Source organism: Candidatus Methylomirabilota bacterium, from assembly GCA_035709005.1.
Lineage (GTDB): Bacteria > Methylomirabilota > Methylomirabilia > Rokubacteriales > CSP1-6 > 40CM-4-69-5.
The window spans coordinates 25,803-43,703 of record DASTFB010000102.1; the positions used below are offsets into that span (position 1 = coordinate 25,803).

The 17,901-nt window shown below is 70.5% G+C and carries 16 protein-coding genes and 1 pseudogene; 15 read left to right on the forward strand and 2 right to left on the reverse strand.

Annotated elements, in window-relative coordinates:
* Window positions 1–264, forward strand: a complete 264-nt coding sequence (locus tag VFR64_18820) for a hypothetical protein (protein HET9491790.1) — start codon at window positions 1–3, stop codon at window positions 262–264.
* 47 nt (window positions 265–311) lie between these two features.
* Window positions 312–683: a hypothetical protein gene (locus VFR64_18825; protein HET9491791.1), complete on the forward strand. Its 372-nt coding sequence runs from the start codon at window positions 312–314 to the stop codon at window positions 681–683.
* Here VFR64_18825 and VFR64_18830 read toward each other — a convergent pair.
* Complete coding sequence (locus tag VFR64_18830; GenBank protein ID HET9491792.1) at window positions 680–2,089, reverse strand: DUF222 domain-containing protein; 1,410 nt, start codon at window positions 2,087–2,089, stop codon at window positions 680–682. The two genes, VFR64_18825 and VFR64_18830, sit on opposite strands and share 4 nt — an antisense overlap.
* 266 nt (window positions 2,090–2,355) lie before the next feature.
* Window positions 2,356–2,787, reverse strand: a complete 432-nt coding sequence (arfB, locus tag VFR64_18835) for an alternative ribosome rescue aminoacyl-tRNA hydrolase ArfB (protein HET9491793.1) — start codon at window positions 2,785–2,787, stop codon at window positions 2,356–2,358.
* Window positions 2,788–2,843: 56 nt separating this feature from the next.
* Here arfB and VFR64_18840 point away from each other — a divergent pair, with 56 nt between their 5' ends.
* The 13 genes and pseudogenes from VFR64_18840 to VFR64_18900 all read left to right on the forward strand — a co-directional run bounded on the left by VFR64_18840 (window position 2,844) and on the right by VFR64_18900 (window position 17,901).
* On the forward strand, window positions 2,844–4,619 hold the full coding sequence (locus tag VFR64_18840; protein ID HET9491794.1) for an adenine deaminase C-terminal domain-containing protein: 1,776 nt from the start codon (window positions 2,844–2,846) through the stop codon (window positions 4,617–4,619).
* Window positions 4,620–4,728: 109 nt separating this feature from the next.
* Window positions 4,729–5,982: a DUF445 domain-containing protein gene (locus VFR64_18845; protein HET9491795.1), complete on the forward strand. Its 1,254-nt coding sequence runs from the start codon at window positions 4,729–4,731 to the stop codon at window positions 5,980–5,982.
* A 105-nt stretch (window positions 5,983–6,087) separates the two neighbouring features.
* Window positions 6,088–7,701, forward strand: a complete 1,614-nt coding sequence (locus tag VFR64_18850; protein HET9491796.1) for an ABC transporter substrate-binding protein — start codon at window positions 6,088–6,090, stop codon at window positions 7,699–7,701.
* Between the two features lie 106 nt (window positions 7,702–7,807).
* On the forward strand, window positions 7,808–8,761 hold the full coding sequence (locus VFR64_18855) for an ABC transporter permease (GenBank protein ID HET9491797.1): 954 nt from the start codon (window positions 7,808–7,810) through the stop codon (window positions 8,759–8,761).
* A 2-nt stretch (window positions 8,762–8,763) separates the two neighbouring features.
* Window positions 8,764–9,681, forward strand: a complete 918-nt coding sequence (locus tag VFR64_18860) for an ABC transporter permease (GenBank protein ID HET9491798.1) — start codon at window positions 8,764–8,766, stop codon at window positions 9,679–9,681.
* Between the two features lie 218 nt (window positions 9,682–9,899).
* Window positions 9,900–11,318: an aldehyde dehydrogenase family protein gene (locus tag VFR64_18865; protein HET9491799.1), complete on the forward strand. Its 1,419-nt coding sequence runs from the start codon at window positions 9,900–9,902 to the stop codon at window positions 11,316–11,318.
* A 4-nt stretch (window positions 11,319–11,322) separates the two neighbouring features.
* A complete protein-coding gene (locus tag VFR64_18870) occupies window positions 11,323–12,744 on the forward strand; it encodes an amidase (GenBank protein HET9491800.1) in 1,422 nt (473 codons plus the stop codon).
* A gap of 50 nt (window positions 12,745–12,794) precedes the next feature.
* Entirely contained in the window at window positions 12,795–13,331 is a 537-nt protein-coding gene (locus VFR64_18875; protein ID HET9491801.1) for a DUF6212 domain-containing protein, read from the forward strand.
* A gap of 54 nt (window positions 13,332–13,385) precedes the next feature.
* On the forward strand, window positions 13,386–13,916 hold the full coding sequence (locus tag VFR64_18880) for a hypothetical protein (GenBank protein HET9491802.1): 531 nt from the start codon (window positions 13,386–13,388) through the stop codon (window positions 13,914–13,916).
* A 258-nt stretch (window positions 13,917–14,174) separates the two neighbouring features.
* Window positions 14,175–14,615, forward strand: a complete 441-nt coding sequence (gene mraZ, locus VFR64_18885; GenBank protein HET9491803.1) for a division/cell wall cluster transcriptional repressor MraZ — start codon at window positions 14,175–14,177, stop codon at window positions 14,613–14,615.
* A gap of 6 nt (window positions 14,616–14,621) precedes the next feature.
* Window positions 14,622–15,494 (forward strand): annotated as a pseudogene (gene rsmH, locus VFR64_18890) (16S rRNA (cytosine(1402)-N(4))-methyltransferase RsmH).
* Window positions 15,491–15,901 (forward strand): cell division protein FtsL, encoded by a 411-nt coding sequence (gene ftsL / locus VFR64_18895; protein ID HET9491804.1) that lies wholly within the window; start codon window positions 15,491–15,493, stop codon window positions 15,899–15,901. The pseudogene rsmH and the gene ftsL overlap by 4 nt, the downstream one beginning before the upstream one ends.
* Window positions 15,898–17,901 (forward strand): penicillin-binding protein, encoded by a 2,004-nt coding sequence (locus VFR64_18900; GenBank protein HET9491805.1) that lies wholly within the window; start codon window positions 15,898–15,900, stop codon window positions 17,899–17,901. The genes ftsL and VFR64_18900 overlap by 4 nt, the downstream gene beginning before the upstream one ends.

Consider the following 17,901-nt stretch of genomic DNA (forward strand, 5'->3'; position numbering starts at 1 on the left):
ATGAGCAATCTCGAACGTCAGCTCGACACGCTGCAGCGGCAACTCAAGACCCTCCGCGCCCAGACGGAGAAGGCGCGCGGAGAAGCCCAGAGCCGGCTCACCGATCTGGAGCGTCAGGCCCGGGGGGCGCTGGAACGGGCCCTGCGTGGGGCGGAGCCGACCATGCGCCGGGCGATGGTCGAGGCGACGGCGATCGCCCGCGGGCTCAAGGCCGGCGTGAAGGCGGGCGTGACCGCCTACCGCGCCGGCGGGCGGAAGCGTTGAGGCTCGCCGTGCCACCGGCACTACTGACCGCCACCAGGAGGTGGAGCATGTTCCGTCGCGTCGTCGCAGTGCTGGTGCTGACCATGGCCGGGGCCGCGCCGGCGGCCGGGCAATCGTCTCCGGCCCCGCGGGTGTGGACCCAGGTCGAGGGGACCGTCGTGTCGATCGAGGCGACCCGGCTCACGCTCAAGACGGATCTGGGCTCGCGGATCAAGGTCGACATCTCGTCGATGGGCATCGCCGACCGCAATGCGCTGGCCCAGGGTCGGCGGGCGGCGCTGATCGGGTACACGGAGGCCCGCTCGGGGGAGTTCGTGGCGTGGTTCGTTCCCGCCGGGGCCGAGGAGCCCGTGGCCCAGGCGTCCCCACCGACCACACCGGCGGCGAAGGCGGCGCCGATTCCGCTTCCGTCGCGCTAGCCGGCGGGCGGCAATCTCCTCAGAGCGTGAGGATGCAGGACGTCGATCGCCCAGCGCACATCCAAGCGCTCGCCGAGCCAGCCTGGGCAGGATGTCCGCGGGTGGATGTTGAGGTCTTGCGCGACGTGGCCTGAGCGAAGGGCGTGCGCCGGATCGTTCGGCACTCCGGTTGCCGGTGGGACCTCGGGGAGGAGGCGGCCATCCGGTCGACGGAATCGCAGCGTCCCATCGGGTTCTCGATCGATCTGGAAGCCTTCTTCGTGGACTGCGCGGTGGTGCCGGCGACAGAGCAGCGTGAGGTTCGAGAGCGTCGTTGGGCCGCCTTGCGCCCAGTGGCGGATGTGATGCCCCTGGCCGAAGCGCACGCCGCACCCCGGGAAGCGGCAGCCGCGGTCCCGATGCTGGAGCGCCCGGCGTAACGCGGGTGGGATCGTGCGGGTACGGGCGCCGACTTCCAGTAGGTGACCGGCTTTGTCGTGGCGCATCATCACCCTGCTCGCGTCGCATGCCAGGCGCTGGGACGTTCCAGCTGGAACGCGTGTGCCCTCCTCAAGCACGGATTGACCAGGCGCGTCCTGGTTTGCCAGGACCTCGGCGTCGACGTGGACCACGATCTGGTAGCGCTCACCCGGGGCCCCGGGGTCGAGGCTGTGGTGCAGGGCGGTCTCCGCCAGCAGGGCTAGGGCGTCGGCCTGCTGCTGGGCCAGGGTGGAGATGTCCGGGAGCACCGTCGCCGGAGACATTCCAGCGGGAACGTCGCCTGACCCGGTGTCGCGCTCCGGCTTTTTGGCGCGCGCTGTCTGATACAAGGCCTCCCGCGCCGCCGCCAGCGCCTGCATGAGCAGCGCGCCGACCTCGGGTTCCAGCCGCCCCCGCACGACGACCATGCCGTCGTCATCGTGATACATGTGCAGACCCCGGCTCTTGTGCCGCTGTGCGGCCTCCTGCGCCTCGGCTCGCCGGTCGACTTTGCGCCAGCCCCGCACGATGCGCTCGACGTGCTCCGCCGTGCCCGCCCGGCCGACCGCGAGCAGTCGCTCTTCGGTATCAGGAGTGGCTACCCTGGTCAGGGCCCGGACCTTCGAGTACGAGAGCTCCCCGCGGGCCAGAGCCTGGGTCAGCAGCGGCAACGTCCCCAGGGCGCGGGCCACGCGCACGTGCTCGCGGGCCGCGCCGGGAGCCAGCCCGATCCGCCAGGTCAACCAGTGGGCGCAGGACGTGAACCCGTTGCCCCAGCCACCGCGCGCGTCGAACTCCCGGATCAGATCCAGGAGTCGCGCCGTCGCGGCATCGAGATGGGCCGCCAGCTCGGCGATCTCGTCGCCCAGCCGGTCCAGCTCTGCGGTGCGATCGTCAGTGGGAACACGATCGTCAGTCGGAACACGAATCGGCGAGTGAGTATGCATGTCGCCCCCTTCGTTGGGGCGACTGTACACCCCGATTTCCCAGGCCACTGAGAGGCGCCACAAACGCCGATCGTTCGGGGTCGGGATTTCTCGCAACGACATCGCTTTCTCTGGCCCTACAGCCCTTTGCGGCCCACTGGGCACGACTCTCAGTGGAGCGCCGGGGCGGGGGCGGCGCGACCCTCAGAACTTGTCAAGTGAGCAAAATTTCAGACACAGGGTGCTAGCCTAGTGTCCTGAGTTCGAGACACTAGCGGCGCGCTGCCTCAATCCTCCCCGGCCGGGCGGGCTCGCCAGCGCTTTATCACCGCCCGCCGCTTCTTGCCGGCCAGGCGCGCCTCGCCGACCGCCGCCGGAGGCCGCGTCGGGCGCCGAATCCGCGGCTCGCGGAGCGCCGCGGTCACGAGGTCCCGCACCCGCTCGCGGGCCAGCTCCAGATTGCGGACCTGGTCGCGCGTGGCCTGGCTGACCACCACCAGGTGACCCCGCGCGTCGAGCCTGCGGCCGGCCAGCAACCGCAAGCGCCGGCGAGCCGGCTCGGTCAGCCCTTCGATGGCATCCAGATCCACGCGAAGATCGACCTTGCTGGCCACCTTGTTCACGTTCTGCCCGCCCGGACCGGACGCGCGCACGGCGCGCACGGTCAGCGCGCGCGCCGGGATGCGCACGGCGTCGGTGACGACGATGGCGCGGCTCACAAGGTTATTGTAACGAAGCCGCGAGGGTGGGCTGTCGTGACTATAATCGCCGTGAGATGACGAATCGGCGTGACGTGACGGCGGCCCAGCGGCGCGAGCTGGCGCGGGTGGCCCGGGGCGAGGCGTCCGCCGACCTCTATGTGCGCGGCGGCACGCTCCTCAACGTCTACACCGGCGAGCTCTATCCCGCCAACGTGGCGGTGCGCGGCGAGCGCATCGCCTACGTCGGCACTCGCGACGACATGGTGGGCTCGCGCACACGGGTGCTCGAGGTCACCGGGCGGATCCTCGTCCCCGGCTACATCGATCCTCACGTGCACCCGGCGCATCTGGTCACCCCGTCGGCGCTGGCCAGCCACCTGCTCCCGCTCGGCACGACGAGCGTCTTCGCCGACACGCTGCAGCTGTGGGAGCTCGGCGGGCTGGCCGGGTTTCGAGCGGTGGCCGACGCGCTGGCCCGCTCGCCGCTGAAGTTCTACTGGATGATCCGGCCGCACGCCCAGTCGCGCTCCCCGGACGAGACGCGCCGGTTTCGCCTGGCGGACCTGGCCCGGGCCCTGGCCCACCCCCAGGCGGTGGCCCTGGGCGAGGTGACGCGCTGGCCCGATGCCTGGAAGGGCCAGCCCGACATGCTCAGGCGGCTCGGGCTGGCCGGCGGCCGGCGCGTCGAGGGCCACACGGCCGGCGCGACGCCCGAGAAGCTCGCCGCCATCGCCGCCGCCGGCTTCACGTCCGACCACGAGCCGATCACCGCCGCGGAGGTCCTGGCCCGGGCGCGTCAGGGCATCGCGGTGATGCTGCGCCAGTCGTCGCTGCGCCCGGACCTCAGCGGCCTGCTCGACGCCTTGAAGGAGGCGCCGGGGCTCGCCTCCCGGGTGATGCTGACCTGCGACGGCTCGATGCCGGCCTTCATCCGCGCCCACGGCTTCGTGGACCATCTGCTTCGAGTCGCGCTCGATCGCGGCGTGCCGCCGATCGACGCCTACCGGATGGCGACGCTGAATCCGGCCACCTACTACGGGCTCGACGCCGACCTGGGCGGCATCGCGCCGGGCCGCTGGGCCGACCTCTGCGTGCTGCGCGACCTCAGCGAGCCCCGGCCTCAGACGGTCGTGGCGCGGGGGGCGGTGGCGGCTGAGGACGGCCACCTGCGCGTCCCGGTGCCCGAGGTGCCGTGGCGGCGGGTGACCGCCTCGCCGCGCGCCCGGCTCACCGTGCGCTGGCGGGCGCGGGCCGAGGACTTCGCCCTCCCCCGGCGAGAGCGCTATCCGGTGATCCGCCTGGTGAGCGCGGTCATCACCCGTCTGGAAGACCGCGCGCTGGCGCCCGGCGACCTGTTCGCCGCGCTGGTCGACCGCGACGGCCGCTGGGTCGCGCCCGCGGTCGTCGCCGGCTTCGCGGAGCGGCTCGACGGCCTGGCCTCCAGCATCACCACCGACTTCAACATCCTGGTGCTCGGTCGCAGCCCGGCCGCCATGGCCGCGGCCGTGAACCGTCTCCTCGACCTCCACGGAGGCATCGTGATCGTCGACGGCGATCGCGTGGCGCACGAGCTGCCGCTGCCGCTGGGCGGGGTGATGATGCCCGGCTCGCTCGAGGCCGCGGCGGTCCGCGAGGACGCCCTGCGCGCGGCGCTGGTCGCCCGCGGCTATCCGCATCACGAGCCGCTGTTCACGCTGTTCTTCCTGGCGGCGGACTTCCTGCCCGCCGCGCGGCTCACGCCGCGCGGCGTCTGGGACGTCAAGCAGAACCGGGTCCTGCTTCCCGCCCGCCGCGTACGGCGAATGCAGCCGCGCGCAACGAACGGGCGTGACGGAGCCACGCGTGCCTAGAGCAGCCCACCCTCGGCCATAACCGAGCAAGCGGCTCCGTTACAGACGTGGCCACACGTACCCAGAGCAGCCCACCCTCGCTCCTAGCCGGGCTCGCGGCTCCGTTACAATGAAAACCAGGCGACGGCTGGCGCTCAGCGTGCTCCTGGGAGCGGTGGCGCTCGCCGTCGCGGCCTTTCCGTTCCGCGCCACCTGGTGGGGCGGGTGGATCCTGGCCGTGGCCGAGGCCGGCATCGTCGGCGGGCTGGCCGACTGGTTCGCGGTGACCGCGCTGTTCCGCCGCCCGCTGGGACTCCCCATCCCTCACACCGCGATCATCCCCGCCAACTGGGAGCTGCTGGCCCGCCGCGTGGGCACCATGGTGGGCGACCGCGTCCTCACCCGCGAGTATCTCGTGCGCGAGATCGACCGACTGGATCTGGCGCAGTGGCTGGCTCGCACGGCCGAGCGGGTGGGGCGCGCCGACGCCGAGTCGGCCGTGCGTACCGTGCTGGACTGGATGGCCCGCGAAGCACCGGTGGCCTCGGCCGGCGATCTGGTGACACGCCTGCAGCGGCTGCTCGTGGCCCGGCCACTCGCGCCGGCCCTCGGCGCGGCGCTGGAGCTGGCGCGCCAGCACGGCTGGGACCAGCGGGCCATCGGCGCCACGGCGGCAGCCCTGGTCGACGCGCTCAAGCGCCCGGCGCTGCGCGACGCCGTCGGCCAGCTGGTCGACGAGCTGCTCGCCCGCTACCGCGAGCGGATCAGCTTCTACCCGCGGGTCGCGCTGGGCCTGGCCGACCTGTTCGGCCTCATCAATCGCGAGCGCATCGTGGCCGCCGTCGCCGCCGGCCTGGAAGAGCTCGCCGCCGAGCCTGCCCATCCGATCCGCACGCGCCTCGGCGACGCCCTCGCGGACTTCGCCCTGCGCCTGCGCACGGACGCCGCCCTGGCCGCCCGGGTCGAGGCCGTCAAGGACGAGTTGCTGGGCAGCCCGGTGGCGGCGCGGCTGGCCGACGACGCGGCCCGGGCCCTGCGCCAGGCCTTGCTGGCCGATCTCGAGCGCCCGGACTCGGAGGTCGTGGGCTGGGTGACCGAGCGGCTGGAGCGCGCCCGTCACGCGCTCCTCACGGATGCCGATCTGCGCCGGCGGATCGAGACCTGGGTGAAGTCCCGGGCGGTGGAGTCGGTGGACCGTTTCCACGGGCGCATCGCGACGTTCATCGAAAAGGGCGTGCACGCCCTGGGCCCCGAGGGCGCCGTGCACCTCATCGAGGAGCACGCGGGCGACGATCTGCAGTACATCCGGGTGAACGGGACCGTGGTGGGCGGCCTGGCCGGCGGCCTGCTCTACGCGATCCACCTCCTGCTCAAGCTCGTCTGACGGCGAGCCCCGTGCGGTGACCGGCGGCCGATCATTTGTCGGCCTGCTGATTTTCACGTACACTCCAGTCAACTTCGATCGCTCACGCCCCCGGGAGGTCGTGGAATGACACGCTCGTGCGCTCTGACAGTCCTCGGTATCCTGCTGTCCATCGCTCTCGCCGTCACGATCGTCAAACCCGCCGTTGGTCAGGCCCCGAAGTCCGGCGGGGTGCTCAACGTCACCCAGCGCGAAGACCTGGCCCAGGGGTTTTCGATCCACGAGACGGCGACGATCTCCACCGTTTGGCCCAGTAGTCCTTGCTTCAACAACCTCGTGCTCTTCGACCCGACGAAGCCGGTGGAGAGCATGGACACCATCGTTCCCGAGCTGGCCGAGAAGTGGTCGTGGCAGGACAATAACCGCAACCTGGTGCTGTTCCTGCGCAAAGGCGTGAAGTGGCACGACGGTCAGCCCTTCACCTCCAAGGACGTCAAGTACACGTTCGACGTGGTGCGCGAGGCCAAGGACGCGCCGGCCAAGCTCCGCATCAATCCTCGCAAGGACTGGTACGCCAATGTCACCAACATCGAGGCGCCCGACCCGCACACGGTCATCTTCCATCTCAAGCGGCCCCAGCCGTCGTTGCTGATGATGCTGGCCACGGGCTACTCGCCGGTGTACCCGGCCCACGTCCCGCCGGCCGAGTTCAGAACGCGCTGCGTCGGGACTGGTCCCTTCAAGCTCAAGGAGTGGAGGCGGGGCGAGTACATCGAGTACGTCAAGAACCCCGATTACTGGGCCAAAGGCCGCCCCTACCTGGACGGCCTCCGCTACGTGATCATCCCCGAGCGCGGCACCCGCACGGCGGCCATCCAGGCCGGCCGGGTCGACATCTCGTTTCCGGGTGAGACCTCGAAGGCCGCCTCCGAGCAGATCAAGGCGGCGGTACCCAAGATGGTCATCCGCCAGGTCGGCTCCAACGTCAATGACAACCTCCTCCTCAACACGAAGAAGCCCCCATTCGACAACGTGAAAGTCCGGCGGGCCTTCAGCCTGGCCATCGACCGCCGGTCCTACGTCAAGGCCGTGCACCAGGGCGGCGCGGTGGTCGGCGCGTCGATGCAGCCCAAGCCCTACGGATTCTGGGGGCTGCTGGACAAGGACCTCAACCAGCTTCCCGGATATGGCAAGCCCACCGATGACAAAGCGAAGGCCAAGCAGTTGCTGGCCGAGGCGGGTTTCACTCCGGCCAACCCGCTCAAGGTGGAGGTCAAGACCCGGGCCATCGCCATCTACGTGGATTTTTCCTCGTTCGTGATCAACGAGCTCAAGCAAGTCGGCGTCGACGCCACGCTCACCCAGATCGAAACGGCCCAGTGGCATCCGCTGGCCACGCGGCGGGACTACCTGGTCGGCACGAACCTCACCGGGCTCGGCATCGACGATCCCGATGGAAACTTCTACGAGAACTTCGCCTGTGGCTCGCCGCGCAACTACACCGACTACTGCGACGAGGAAGTCATGAAGAGGTTCGACCAGCAGTCACAGGAGCTGGATACCAAGAAGCGCATGGCGATGGTATGGGATATCCAGAAGCGCCTGGAGATGGACGGGGCCCGGCCCATGATGGGCTGGCGGCTCGACTACTTCACCCACTGGCCGTACGTCAAGGGCCTGGTGCCGCACCACAACATCTACAACTACGGACGGCTGCAGGACGTCTGGATCGACAAGTGATGATGACGGAGAGGGCTCTCTCGCGGCGCGCCCGCCCGGGCGCGCCGCGCCTCGTCCGCCGCAGCCCGCAGGAGGGATGGGGCCGGGTACGCCGGCCAGCGAACTGTTGAAAACGTACGTCGCTCATCGACTCGGAATCGCCGTGCTGACGCTGTTCGGCATGTCGGTCGTCATCTTCGTTCTCATGCGCCTGGCCCCCGGGGACATCGTCGACATCCTCTTCGCGGCGGCGGGCTACGTGAACGAGGCCGACAAGAAGCTCATCATGCAGGAGCTGGGCATCGACCAGCCGATCTGGGTGCAGTACGTCGAGTGGCTCAAGGGCATCTTCAGCGGCGACCTGGGCAAGTCCTACCGATACGATCAGCCGGCCTGGGACGTGATCCGCCCGCTCATTCCCGTGACGGTGGAGCTGGCCATCCTGGCGACGGTCATCTCGGTGATCATCGGGGTGCCGACGGGCGTGATCAGCGCCGTGCGCCAGGACACCACGCTGGACTACGTGTTGCGCGTCTTCTCGCTGGCCGGCCTCAGCATGCCGTCCTTCTGGCTGGGCATGGTGATCATCCTGGGACTGGTGGCGTGGGCAGGGTGGATCCCTCCGCTGACCTACGTCTCGCCGCGGGAGAATTTCCCGATCCACGCCGTGCAGTTCCTGCTGCCGGCGCTGGCCGTGGGCTACCGGTCCTCCGCGCTGCTCATGCGGATCACCCGCTCGGCCGTGCTGGAAGTCATGCGGGAGGACTACGTGAGGACGGCGCGGGCCAAGGGGCAGCGAGAGCGGCTGGTGATCTGGCGCCACGCCTTCAAAAACGCCGTGCTGCCGGTGGTCACCGTCATCGACATCGAGTTCGCGTTCCTCATCGGCGGGCTCGTCGTCACCGAGACCGTGTTCAACATGCCCGGGGTGGCTCGCTTCCTGGTCCAGGCGATCTTGTGGCGCGACTATCCGGTCGTCCAGAACCTGGTCATGTTCATCGCCGTCGTCGTGATCCTCTCGAACCTCGTGGTCGACCTCCTCTACGGATGGCTCGATCCGAGGGTCCGCTACGCCGAGTAGCCATGGCCACCAAGCCCGTCGTCGCCGACACCGGCCTGGAGCTCATCGCCGCCGCTTCCCGGGGCCCGTCCCGGGCGAGCGCCGGGACGGTCCTGTTGCGCTTCATCCGCCGCAAGCCGCTGGGGGCGGCCGGGGCCGCCCTGATGCTGGCCATGCTGGTGTGCGCGGTGTTTGCCGACGTGCTGGCCACCCACGATCCCATCGCCACCGACGCGGCCTACACCCTGGCCCCGCCCGGCGCCGAGCACTGGCTGGGCTCGGACCACCTGGGCCGCGATATCTACAGCCGGATCGTGCACGGCGCCCGGGTTTCCCTAATCGTGGGTGTGTCGTCGACGCTGCTGGGCTCGGTGCTGGGCGGCATCATTGGTCTGCTCAGCGCCTACTTCGGGGGCAAGACGGATCTGATCAGCCAGCGTGTGCTCGACATCCTGCAGGGCCTGCCCCTCCTCGTGCTGGCCCTCGTCATGTCGGCCGCCCTCGGCCCCGCTGTTCACAACGTCATCATTGCCATTTCCATCCCGATCATCCCGCGGGCGGCGCGCGTGATCCGGGCCAGCGTGCTGTCCATCCGTGAGATGCAGTACATCGAGGCGGCGCGGGCGCTCGGTATCGGGCACCTGCGCACTGCGTTCGGTCACATCCTGCCCAATACCATCGGGCCGTTCATCGTGCTGGGGACGGCGCAGCTGGGCAGCGCCGTCCTTGTCGAGGCGACGCTCTCATTCCTCGGTCTCGGCGTGCCCGAGCCCTATCCCTCTTGGGGACGCATGCTGTCCGTCTCCGCCGCGGAATACGCACAGAAGGCGCCCCACCTGGTGCTCTTCCCCGGCATCGCCATCAGCCTGGCCGTCTTCGGCTCCAACTTGCTGGGCGACGCGCTCCGCGATACCCTCGACCCCCGTTTGCGAGGCCGCTAGGACATTTACAGATGTGGATGATCAACCGCCGCGGGCGATCGCGGCGGGGCACGGGCGGGCGAAGCCCGGGCGCCCGTGCTCAGGTAAGCGGCCGCAGGGACAGCGTCCCGTGCAGTCGCGACGCAGATCGGGCGAATGATCAACCGCCGCGGGTGATCGCGGCGGGGCCCGGGCGGGCGAAGCCCGGGCGCCCGTGCCCAGTTCAATGGAGGTTTCCCATGAAAATGTTCATCGCTGGCGAATGGGTCGACAAGCCGCAGCGAATCGAGGTGCGCAATCCCTACGACAACTCCGTCATCGACACGGTGCCGCGAGCCGAGCGCGCCGACGTCGAGCGCGCGCTGCAATCGGCCGAGCGCGGCGCCCGGGTGATGGCGAAGCTGACGGGGTACGACCGCTGGAAGATCCTGAGCAAGGCGGCCGAGCTCATGGCGGCCCGCCAGGAGGACCTCGGCCGCACCATCTCCGCCGAGGAGGGCAAGATCATCGCCGAGGGCCGCCTGGAGGCCAATCGCGCTTACGAGACCATCGTGGGCTCGGCCGAGGAAGCCAAGCGACTGCACGGCGAGACGGTGCCCCTGGATGGGGCTCCGGGCGGCGCCGGCAAGTTCGGTGTCACCATCCGGGTGCCCTGCGGAGTGGTGGTCGCGATCACCCCGTTCAACTTCCCGCTGAACCTCGTCTGCCACAAGGTGGGGCCGGCCCTGGCCGGCGGCAACGCCGTCATCGTCAAGCCGGCCACCGACACGCCGTTGAGCGCGCTCAAGCTCACCGAGATCTTGCTGGAGGCCGGGCTGCCGCCCGAGGGGATCAACACGCTCACCGGGTCGGGCGGCGACATCGGCGACCTGCTCATCACCGACCGCCGGGTGCGGAAGATCACCTTCACGGGTAGCCGTGACGTCGGCGAGCACATCTGCACGCGCGCCGGCATCAAGCGGGTCACCATGGAGCTGGGCAGCAACGCCCCGGTCATCGTGATGCCCGACGCCGACCTGGGCAAGGTGGCGGCCGCCGTGGCCGCCACCGGCTACGCCAATGCCGGACAGGTCTGCATCTCCACCCAGCGGGTGCTGGCGGCCGGCAAGGTGTACGGCGACTTCCTCGACGCGCTCACGCCGAAGGTGCAGGCGCTCCGCATCGGCGACCAGTTCGACGAAAGCGTGAAAGTGGGACCGCTGGTCCGCGAGCGCGAGGCGGCGCGGGTGGAGGAGTGGGTGAAGGAAGCGGTGGCCGGCGGGGCGCGCCTCGTCACCGGCGGCCGCCGGCAGGGCGCCCTCTACGAGCCGACCATCGTGGCCGACGTGAAGCCGAACATGAAGATCTCCTGCGACGAGCTGTTCGGGCCCGCGGTGGCCGTGACGCCGTTCACCGACATCGACGAGGCCATCGCCCTGGCCAACGACACCAACTACGGGCTGGCGGCCGGCATCTTCACCGAGAACCTGGAATGGGCGTGGAAGTTCGCCCGCGAGGTCCAGTCCGGCAACCTGCACATCAACTGGGGGCCGCAGTGGCGCGCCGACCTTATGCCCTACGGCGGGCTCAAGGAGTCGGGGTTCGGCAAGGAGGGACCGGCCTACGCCATCAAAGAGATGACCGAGCTCAAGATGGTCGTGTTCCACCTGGCCAGCTGAGCTCATGGCGGCCGCCGAGGAGCTGTGCTGGCTGTCCGCCAGCGAGCTGGCCGCGCGTTATCGCAAGCGCACGCTCTCCCCGGTGGAGGTGGTGGAGGCCGTGCTCGGCCGCATCGGCAAGGTCAACCCCGGGCTCAACGCCTTCGTGACCGTCACCGCCGAGTCGGCGCGCCGCCAGGCCCGGCTGGCCGAGCGCGCCCTGACCCGGCGCAGCGCCCGGCTGGGCCCCCTGCACGGGGTGCCCTTCTCGGTGAAGGACCTCGTCATCACCAGCGGCGTGCGGACGACCTTCGGCACGCCGCTCTACCGCGACCATGTGCCCACGGAGGACGCGCCCATCGTCGAGCGCATGAAGGCGGCGGGCGCCATCCTGCTCGGCAAGACGAACACGCCGACCCTGGGGTGGATCGGCGCCACCCATAACCTGCTCTTCGGCACGACCCGCAACCCCTGGGACTCGAGCCGCACGCCGGGGGGTTCCAGTGGCGGCGCCTCGGCGGCGGCCGCCGCCGGGTTGGGACCTCTGCACGTCGGCACCGACGGCGGCGGCTCCATTCGCATTCCCGCCTCCTGCGCGGGCATCTTCGGCCACAAGCCCTCGTTCGGCCGCATCCCGACCTATCCGCCCAGCGCCGCGTGGAGCCTCTCGCATGTCGGCCCGATGACGCGAACGGTGCACGACGCCGCCCTGATGCTGGCCGTCTGCGCGGGCCCGGACCCCCGCGATCGGTATTCGTTGCCGGCCGAGAGCGTGGACTACGTGCGCGCGCTGCGGGGCGGCGTCAAGGGACTGCGGGTCGCCTACAGCGACGACCTCGGTTTCGTCGAGGCGCTCGACCCGGAAGTGCGGGACATCTGTGCCGCCGCGGCCGGGACGTTTCGGAAGCTCGGGTGCCGAGTCCTGGAGGTGCATCCAGGCTGGCCCTCACCCCGGGAAGCCTGGGAGCTCATCTTCTGCGGTGGCCTCGCGACCCGCCTGGCCCCCTCCCTGGACCGACGTGAGGAGATCGAGCCCGGGCTGCTGGCGATCATCGAGGACTACCTCACGCGGCGGCCCACGGCCTACGTGCAGGCCTGGTTCGACCGATTGCAGTGGGAGCAGCACCCGCGGGCGCTCTTCGCGCAGTACGACCTGCTGCTGACGCCGACGATCGCTTGCCCGCCGTTCCCGGTGGGTCTGGACAACCCCCCCGAGATCGCGGGGCGGCCGATCTCGGCGTACGGCTGGATCCCGTTCACGTACCCGTTCAACATGACGGGTCAGCCCGCCGCCTCCGTCCCCTGCGGCTTCACGCGGGCGGGCCTGCCGGTCGGGCTGCAGATCGTGGGCCGGCGCAACGACGATGTCTCGGTGCTCCGGGCCGCGGCCGCCTTCGAGCGTATCCGCCCCTGGCAGGGCCGCCGCCCTGATGCATTTGGCGGATAGCCGGATGATTCATGAGGCCCGGGCAGCGCGGCTCGTGGACAATCGCATTCATGGAGGACAACGAGAGCCTCGAAGTCGCCGAGCCCGATATTCAAGACCTCGTCTCGCGGTGGGCAGGGGAGAGCAAGCGCCTGCTCGTTGCGCTGCCCGGAGTCCTGGCCAAGCTGGACGACCTCGCCGCGGAAGCGGAGCGCCTCCGGCAGCGGCTCGCTGACATGGAACGCGAGAACCACACCCTTCGCCAGAGCCGGGAAGAGATGGCCGAGACCTTCGCCAAGCTCAAGACGCTGATCGGGGGCACCAGCCTCGGCGAAGCGCTGCCGGATCTCGATACCCAGCGGCCCCGTCCCGCGCCGCCGCAGCCCGCCAGCGCAGAGCCGACGGAGCTCGAGGCCACGGTGAACGGCCAGCCCGCGAGCCCTGCACCGGCCACTCCCGAGCCGCCCGCCGCCGAGCCGGCGAGTCCGGAGCCAAGCCCGCGGTTCGCCGGCCGCCAGGAAAAGCCTCCTGCGACCAAGGAGGAATCGCCGCCCGGGTCGCCCAAAGTGCGATTCGCGTCCGTCTTCCGACCGCCGACGAGGTCCTGAGCGTCCGAGACTTCGGACATTGACGCGGGAGGGGCGTGAGTACACCCTCACCGCGTGTCGCTCGCCGAGCTTCTCGCCGCCCTCGCCGTGCTCGGTCTCGTGCTGGCTGCCGCGGTCATGTTTCTCGTCTCCGGGCAACGGGCGTATCTGGCCGGGACCGCGCGCGTGGAGAGTCAGCAGAGCGCGCGTCTGGCGCTGGCGCGCATGGCTCGGGAGATTCGTCAGGCCGGCTTTGGCCCCGCCGGTGCCGCCTTCACCGCGATCTCCGTCTTCGAGCCCAAACGGCTCGTCCTCCACATGGACAACGACGTCGACGGCGTCATCAGCGGGCGATCGGAGACGATCACCTGGCTCCTGGGCGCCGATGGCGTGCTACGGCGTGATGCCGGCGGGGGCGCACAGCCGGTGATCAATGGCGTGCGCTCGCTCGCGTTCACGTATCTCGGCGCCGACGGGGCGCCGGCCGCCGCGCCGAGCGACGTGAGGTCCGTCGTCATCCGACTGACGACCGGGCCCGACGGGCCGCTCACGCGTCGCGACGGGCTCACGACGCTGGAAACCGAAGTCCGCCTGCGGAACCGCTAGCGGCAGGGGGCGAGCCCCCCTTGCGGTCACGGCGGGTCCTGCCTCCGGCTCCTCCCGCCCAACTTCCCACTGGGACCACCCACCCCACCCAGGGTGGGAGTAGCCGGAGCGCCCCCAACCGATTGTCGAATTTTCTCTAGCAGAGATCTGCTTATAAATCGTGTGTTTTTCCTTGACACGACTTTTTGACAACTGTAATCTCGCCAGCCAGGTGGGGCAAAGTGGGATGAAGTGGAGTCTCGCCCCCACCCGGGGGACATGTTTCGAGGGCGCTACCAGCACACGATCGACCCGAAAGGACGGCTCAGTGTGCCGGCGAAATTCCGCGACGTGCTGGCGCAGTACGAGGGCGCGTTGATCGTCGTCCCCAACGAGAATGCCCTCGAGGTGCACCCCCTCGAAGAGTGGGAGCGGCTGGAGAGTCGGATCAGCGAACAGTCGCAGTTCGATCCCGAGGTGCGCAAGCTCGGGCGCCTCTACGTGTCCCGGGCCAAGGAGGTTGCCCTGGACGGCGCGGGCCGGATCCTCGTCCCGCCGGACAGCCGCCAGCAGGGCGGGCTCGCCAAAGAGGTGACCTTGGTCGGCCCGGGACGGCGGTTCTTCGAGGTGTGGGATCGCAAGCGATTCGAAGAGTACGAGCGGACGAACGGCGACGGCCTGCCGTCCCTGTTCGAGCGGTTGTCGCGGCTGGGAGTGTAAGGAGTTCACGTCCCGGTCCTCGTCGATGAGGTCACGTTCCTGTTGCGGCCGGGTCGGGAGGGTTGGTTGATCGACGGAACGGTGGGCATGGGGGGACACGCGGAAGCGTTGCTGGCGGCGACCCCTCCGGGCGTGCGATTGCTCGGCCTCGACGCGGACCCCGCGGCCCTGGCCAGCGCCTCGGCGCGCCTGGCCCGCTTCGCCGAGCGGGTGCAGCTGGCCCGGGCGAACTTTCGTGAGCTGGGGGAGGTCGCGCGAGCTCGGAGTGTGGCGCCGGTCCAGGGCGTGCTGCTCGACCTCGGCGTGTCTTCGGCCCAGCTCGAAGAGTCGGGGCGGGGATTCTCGTTTCAGGCCGACGAGCCACTCGACATGCGGCTCGACCCCGACGCCGCCCAGACCGCCGAGGCGCTGCTCAACCGCCTGCCTGAACACGAGCTGGAGCGGATCCTGAGAGAGTACGGCGACGAACCCCACGCCCGCCGGATCGCCCGGGCCATCGTCCGGGCGCGACCCTTGCGGACCACGTCGGATCTGGTGGCCGCCGTGAAACGCGCCGTCCCGCGCCGGGCCTGGCCGCGCCGGCTTCACGTCGCCACCCGCACGTTCCAGGCCGTTCGCATGGCCGTCAACGACGAGCCGGGCGCGCTACGGGCCGCGCTGCCGGCTGCGGCGGCGTTGCTCGATCCTGGGGCCCGGCTCGCTGTCATCTCCTTTCATTCGGGCGAAGATCGCATCGTCAAGCTGGCGTTTCGCTCGCTCACGGCGGATGGTGGGTATGCTGTCGTCGAGCCGTCGCCCCTGGCGCCCGGGGCCGACGAGGTGCGGGCCAATCCCCGCTCCAGGAGCGCGAAGCTGCGAGTGCTGGAGCGCGAATCGTGAAGAGACCACAGCGACTGCATCGCGAGCACGACCCCCGGCTGCGCCGGTCCCTGACGCTGGCGCTCGCAGGGGCGCTCCTCGTCGTCCTGACCGGCCTGGTGGTAGTCGGCCTGCGCGTCCACCAGGTGCAGCTGGCCTACCAGCTGGACGCCCTCCGTGACGAGCGCGGCCGGCTGGGCGCTCTCGTCCGGCAGCTGGAGGTCGAGGTCGCGACCCTCCGCTCGCCGCGGCGAATCGAGCAGCGCGCCCGCCAGCTCGGCTTGGCGCCGCCGGCGCCGGGCCAGGTACGTCTGGCCCGCGAGTTCGTGGCCGGGACCACCGGACTGGCCGCCGAGCGGAACCGCATGGCCATGTACGGGCTCGTGCCGTCGGCGCCGGCGGACGGGAGGACAGTGCTCCAGCCGTGAGCCTGCCTGGCCTGCGCATCCGCGTCCTCGTTCTCGCGGCCCTCCTGGCCGTCGCGTTCGCAGGTGTCGCGGTGCGTCTGGCTCACCTGCAGCTCGTGCGTCACGCGGAGCTGGCGGCTCTGGCCGAGCGGCAGTACTCGCGGACCGTCGCGCTGCATCCCCGGCGCGGGCCCATCGTGGACCGCCACGGCGCGCCTCTCGCGGTGTCGAGCCCGGCGGCGTCCCTGTTCGGGCAACCTCGCCACGTCGCCGACCCCGGCCGGGTGGCGGCGCGGCTCGCGCCCATCATCCAGATACCGGCGGCGACCATCCGCGGCTTGCTGTCCAGCTCGCGATCCTTCGTCTGGCTGCGCCGGCGGCTGCCGCCCGCCGTGGCCGAGCAGGTCCGGGCGCTGCGCGAGCCGGGGATCGGTCTGGTCGACGAGCCGCTGCGGCTCTACCCCAACCGGGAGCTGGCCGCGCACGTGGTCGGGTTCGAAGGCGTCGACGGCGGGCTCGAGGGGATCGAGCGTGCCTGGCAGAAACCGCTGGCCGGCGCGCCGGGGCGGGCGATCGTCGGTCGCGATGCGCTCGGACGAGACATCCCCACCGAGGTGGTGCTGCAGCCACCCGTGCCGGGCCACGGCGTGATGCTCACCATCGACGCCAACATCCAGCACGCCGCCGAGCGAGAGCTGGATGCGGCCTGGCGGCGGACGCGGGCCCAGGCCGGCATGGTGATCGTGCTCGACCCGCGCACCGGGGACATCATGGCCCTGGCCATCCGTCCTACCTTCAACCCGAACACTTTCCTGGACGTCCCGTCGCCCGACCTCTGGCGCAACCGGGCCATCACCGACCCGTTCGAGCCGGGATCCACGATCAAGATGATCCTGGCCGCCGCCGCCCTGGAGGAAGGCGTGATGCGGCCGGACGACCCGATCTTCGCCGAGAACGGCGCCATCACCATCGCCCGAACGACGATCCACGACTGGAAGAAGTATGGCTGGCTCACGTTCGCGGAGGTCCTGCAGAAGTCCTCGAACGTGGGCTCGATCAAGATCGGTCTGGCTCTGGGTCCGGCGCGTTACTACCGCTACCTGACGGCGTTCGGCTTCGGCGCCCCCACCGGCATCGGACTGGCCGGGGAGAGCCGGGGCATGCTGCGCGAGCCCGAGCGCTGGTCGGCGCTGTCGCTGCCGACACTGTCGATCGGCCAGGAGATCTCGGTCACCGCGCTCCAGCTGGTGGCGGCGTTCGGCGCCGTCGCCAACGGCGGTACGCTCATGCGGCCGCGACTGGTGCGGGCGGTGTTCGACGATCAGGGGCGCGAGATCCGTCGGGTGGAGCCTCTCGCCGTGCGCAAGGTGATCTCGCCCGCGACGGTGCGCGTCCTCACGCGCGTGCTGACCCAGGTCGTCGAGCTCGGCACCGGTCACAAAGCCACGATCCCGGGCTACGCGGTGGCCGGCAAGACCGGCACCGCCCAGAAGCCCGACCCGGTCACCAAGCGCTATGCCCGGACGCCGGGCGTGCTCTCCTTCGTGGGGTTCGCGCCCGCCGACGAGCCGCGCTTCGCCATGCTGGTCTTGCTCGACGAGCCCAAGACGCAGCGATGGGGCAGCGAGGCGGCCGCGCCGATCTTCGCGGCGGTCGGGGCCGAGATCCTCCGCTACCTGGGCGTGCCGCCTCGCGACACACCGCCGGTGCAGATCGTCACCAACCCCGGCGATCCCCCGCCGGCCCTGCCCGTGCGGCTGGTGAGCATGGGCTCCGAGCCGGCGGACGACGGCCCTCCGCGCATGCCGGATCTGCGCGGGCAACCGCTGCGACAGGCGCTGACCGCGCTGGCTCCCTTCGGCGTGCGGGTCGACCTCGAGGGCCACGGCGTCGTGGTGCAGCAGGCGCCGGCGCCCGGGGCAGGCCTGCCGGCGGACAAGGCAGCGCGACTGGTCCTGGCACCACGGTCGGAGACCGGCGCCCGCATCCGAGCGCCGGCGACCAGGGGCGCGGCTCGATGA

What these genes read in the sequence shown, in the direction of transcription:
- VFR64_18830 (HET9491792.1), bottom strand. Translation starts at nt 2,089, where the DNA reads ATGCATACTCACTCGCCGATTCGTGTTCCGACTGACGATCGTGTTCCC.
- VFR64_18875 (HET9491801.1), top strand. Translation starts at nt 12,795, where the DNA reads ATGGAGGACAACGAGAGCCTCGAAGTCGCCGAGCCCGATATTCAAGAC.
- VFR64_18870 (HET9491800.1), top strand. Translation starts at nt 11,323, where the DNA reads ATGGCGGCCGCCGAGGAGCTGTGCTGGCTGTCCGCCAGCGAGCTGGCC.
- VFR64_18850 (HET9491796.1), top strand. Translation starts at nt 6,088, where the DNA reads ATGACACGCTCGTGCGCTCTGACAGTCCTCGGTATCCTGCTGTCCATC.
- mraZ (HET9491803.1), top strand. Translation starts at nt 14,175, where the DNA reads ATGTTTCGAGGGCGCTACCAGCACACGATCGACCCGAAAGGACGGCTC.
- VFR64_18860 (HET9491798.1), top strand. Translation starts at nt 8,764, where the DNA reads ATGGCCACCAAGCCCGTCGTCGCCGACACCGGCCTGGAGCTCATCGCC.
- VFR64_18840 (HET9491794.1), top strand. Translation starts at nt 2,844, where the DNA reads ATGACGAATCGGCGTGACGTGACGGCGGCCCAGCGGCGCGAGCTGGCG.
- VFR64_18865 (HET9491799.1), top strand. Translation starts at nt 9,900, where the DNA reads ATGAAAATGTTCATCGCTGGCGAATGGGTCGACAAGCCGCAGCGAATC.
- VFR64_18820 (HET9491790.1), top strand. Translation starts at nt 1, where the DNA reads ATGAGCAATCTCGAACGTCAGCTCGACACGCTGCAGCGGCAACTCAAG.
- VFR64_18825 (HET9491791.1), top strand. Translation starts at nt 312, where the DNA reads ATGTTCCGTCGCGTCGTCGCAGTGCTGGTGCTGACCATGGCCGGGGCC.
- VFR64_18845 (HET9491795.1), top strand. Translation starts at nt 4,729, where the DNA reads ATGAAAACCAGGCGACGGCTGGCGCTCAGCGTGCTCCTGGGAGCGGTG.